The 3887-nt window shown below is 74.2% G+C and carries 1 protein-coding gene; it reads right to left on the minus strand.

What is annotated here, in order from left to right:
• The coding region (locus ABTY15_RS39455; RefSeq protein WP_502893694.1) for a condensation domain-containing protein at positions 1-3887 on the minus strand (3887 nt) is incomplete at both ends.

Raw genomic sequence — 3887 nt, forward strand, 5'->3', positions numbered from 1 at the left:
CGATTCGCCCGGGCGTTCAATTGACGATACGTCAGCTCTACCTCGCCATGGACGAGGGCCACCGCATCGGGCGTCGCCGCCACCTGCGCCTCGAACAGCTCCGGCAAGGTCCCGGCGACCGCCTCGCCCTCGGCGGCGGGCAGCAGTTCGCGGCGCTCCCCGGCGGACAGCAGGTCGATCCCGCCGATCGGCAGCTCCGGAGCGGCGGCGACCGCGGCCAGGAACCTGGTCCACCGGACGATGAGCGTCTCCACCGTCGAACGGTCGAACAGATCGGTGGCGTACTCCACCGCACCGACGATCCCGGCCGGGCTGCCGTCCGGTCCGAACCGTTCGGCGAGGCTCACGCCGAGGTCGAACTTGGCGGTCAGGGCGGCCACCGGATGGGCGGCCACGTCCAGGCCGGGCAGGTCGAAGTCGCCGCCCGGCGCGTTGTGCAGGCCCAGCATGACCTGGAACAGCGGGTGGTGCGCGAGCGACCGGGCCGGGTTGACCACCTCGACCAGGTACTCGAACGGCACGTCCTGGTGGTCGTACGCGGTGAGCGCCTTCTGCCGTACCCGGCCGAGCAGTTCGGCGAAGCCGGGGTCGCCGCCGGTGTCGGTGCGCAGCACCAGGGTGTTGACGAAGAAGCCGACGAGTTCGTCCAGCGCCTGGTCGGTGCGGCCGGCGATCGGGCTGCCGATCGGGATGTCGGTGCCGGCGCCGAGCCGGGTGAGCAGGGCGGCGAGGCCGGCCTGGAGCACCATGAACATGCTGGCGCCGTGTGCGGTGGCCAGGTCCCGCAGGGCCTGGTGCAGTTCGGCGTCCAGCCGGACCGTGACCTGGCCGCCCTGCTGGGAGGCCACCGGCGGCCGGGGGCGGTCACCGGGCAGCTGGAGCTGCTGCGGCATTCCGGCCAACTCGTCCTTCCAGTAGGCCAGTTGCCGGGCGAACAGGCTGTCGGGGTCGGCGGCGTCGCCGAGCAGGTCGCGCTGCCACAGGGTGTAGTCGGCGTACTGCACGGGCAGCGGGGACCACTGCGGTTCCTCGCCCCGGCAGCGCGCCGCGTAGGCCGCCGCGAGGTCACCGGAGAGCGGGCCCGTCGACCAGCCGTCGGCGGCGATGTGGTGCACCACGACCAGCAGCACGTGCCGGTCGGGCGCGAGCGCGTACAGCTCCGCCCGGAGCGGCGGTTCGGTGGCCAGGTCGAAGCCGCGCCGGGCCGTCTCCGCCAGCCGCTCGGCCAGCCGGCTCTCGTCGACCTCGACCACCGGCAGCGCCGGCCGCGCCTGCGAGGCGCTCAGCACGACCTGGTGCGGCACGCCGTCCGTCTCGCGTAGGACCGTTCGCAGGCTCTCGTGCCGGGCGATGACGTCGGCGAGCGCGGCGTGCAGGGCCGACCGGTCGAGGTCGCCGGTCAGACTCAGCGCGAACGGCATGTTGTAGGTGCCGCTCGGCCCGTCCATCCGGTTCAGGAACCACAGGCGGCGCTGGGCGAAGGACAGCGGGACCAGGTCGGGTCGCGGCCGGGCGGTCAGCGCGGGCCGCGCCGCCCCGGAGCCGTCCAGGCGGGCCGCCAGGGCGGCCACGGTCGGGGTCTCGAACAGCGTCCGGACCTCCAGCTCCACGCCGAGGGTCGCCCGGACCCGGGAGGCCAGCCGGGTCGCCAGCAGCGAGTGCCCGCCCAGGTCGAAGAAGCTGTCCTCCACACCTACCTGAGCCAGCCCGAGCACCTCGGCGAACAGCTCCGTGAGCAGCTGCTCCTGCGGGGTGCGCGGGGCCCGCCCGGCATGGGTCGAGCCGAGGTCGGGCGCGGGCAGCGCTCGGCGGTCGAGCTTGCCGCTGGCCGTCAGCGGCAGCGCCTCCAGTGCCACCAGCGCGGACGGGACCAGGTAGTCGGGCAGCCGGCCCCGCAGCCAGTCGCGGAGTTCGCCGAGGAGGGCGCCGGTGCCCCGGCTGCCGGTCGGGCGGTTGGTCAGCGCGGACAGCGGCCTGCCGGTGGTCCCGGCCGGCCGGTACGGCTCGACCGGGGAGCCGTGGTGCGTCCGCGGGTCGGCGAAGACCACGTCCAGGGAGTCGGCCTCGGTCGCCGACCAGGTGACGGCCACCGGGCGGCCGGACTCCGCCCCGAGGGCGTGGAAGTCCTCCGGGTCGGGGAGGCCGTCCTCCTCCGGGGTGTGCAGCCGCTCCAGCAGCTCGGCGAGCGTGCCGTCGCCGTTCTGCACCGCCCTGGCCAGCGCCGCCTCCCGGGCGACGCGCCGGTTCGGCACCCCGGTGATCCGCAGCACCCCGACGGGCGGCTCGGCGAGCAGCTCGCGCAGCCCGTCCAGGCCGGTGACCTCCCGGCCCCACGCCCGCGCTTCCGCGTCGACCGGCGGCGCCGATTGCTTGTGCAGCGTCACGTCGTAGCGGTAGCGGCTCAGTTCGTTGTGGTGGCTGCCGCGCTTGAGCTCCACCACGACCGCACCGACCTCTGTGCCCTGCTCCCGCAGGACGGCGAAGAAGTCCGGGTCGACCAGCAGCTCCTTCTCCACCCGCACGGCCTGCTCGACCGCCCGCCGCACGGCCGCGAGATCGGTACCGGCAGTGGTCCGGTGCAGCTGGACAGCGGTGGCCAGCGGGCGCAGCAGTCGCAGGTTACGGATGTCGCCGAGGAACAGCGCGCCGCCGGGGGCGAGCAGCCGCATCAGTTTCCCGATCACGTCCGCGAGGTAGTCGGCGGACGGGAAGTACTGCACCACCGAGTTGATGACGATGGTGTCGAACTCCCCGGCCGGGAGGCCATCGGTGTCGTGCGCCGGACGGGTTTGCAGCACCACGCGCCCGGCCAGGTCCTCCTGGCCGGCCACCTGCGCGGTCAGCGCGTCGATGGCGGTGGCGGAGAAGTCGGTCGCCCAGTACGTCTCGCAGTGCGGTGCGATCTGCGAGAGCAGCAGACCGGTGCCGACTCCGACCTCCAGCACCCGGCGGGGGCGCAGGGCCAGGATGCGGGCCACGGTGGCGTCCCGCCACTCCCGCATCTGCTCCAGCGGGATCGGGCTCGCGTCGTAACTGCTGTTCCAGCCGACGAAGTTCTGGCCGAAGGCGGCTTCCTCGGGGGCGATCGGCAGGGCGTCGTAGATGTCCTGCCACTCGCCCACGTGGTCCGTTTCCAGGCCGCTGTCCCGGGCGGTGTCCTGGTGCGGGACGACATAGCCGACGAGCCGGTCGTCCTGGGCGAGGACGGCGACCCGGGCGACGGCGGGGTGCTCGGCCAGAGCGGCCTCGATCTCGCCGGGCTCGATCCGGAAGCCGCGGACCTTGACCTGGTCGTCGGCGCGGCCGACGTACTCCAGCTCGCCCGAGGCGCGCCAGCGCACCAGGTCGCCGGTGCGGTACATCTGCTCGCCGTCCTGGCCGTACGGGCAGGCGACGAAGCGCCCCGCCGTCAGGCCGGGCCGGTTCAGGTAGCCACGCGCCAGCCCCGGGCCCGCGACGTACAGCTCCCCGGGCACGCCCGGCGGTACCGGCCGCAGCCGCTCGTCCAGGACGTACACCCGGGCGTTGGTGATCGGCCGGCCGATCGGCGGCACACCCGCCCCCGGGGACAGCGGGTCGCTCATCGTCGCGCACACCGTCGTCTCGGTCGGACCGTAGGCGTTGATCATCCGCCGGCCCGGGGCCCACCGGGCCACCAGCTCCGGCGAGCACGCCTCACCCGCCACCACCAGCGTCGACACGGTCACCGAGCCCTCCGGCACGGTGGCCAGGACGGACGGCGGCACGGTGGCGTGGGTGACGCCGAGGCCCGGATCGGTCAGCGCCGCGACGGGATCCGCCGCCGGAGGCAGCACCAGCGCCGCGCCGCACAACAGGGCGGTGTAGATCTCCGACACCGAGGCATCGAAGCTCGGCGAGGCGAACTG

Origin of the sequence: Kitasatospora sp. NPDC097643 (assembly GCF_040302625.1) — a bacterium.
In the GTDB taxonomy this organism is placed as follows: domain Bacteria; phylum Actinomycetota; class Actinomycetes; order Streptomycetales; family Streptomycetaceae; genus Kitasatospora.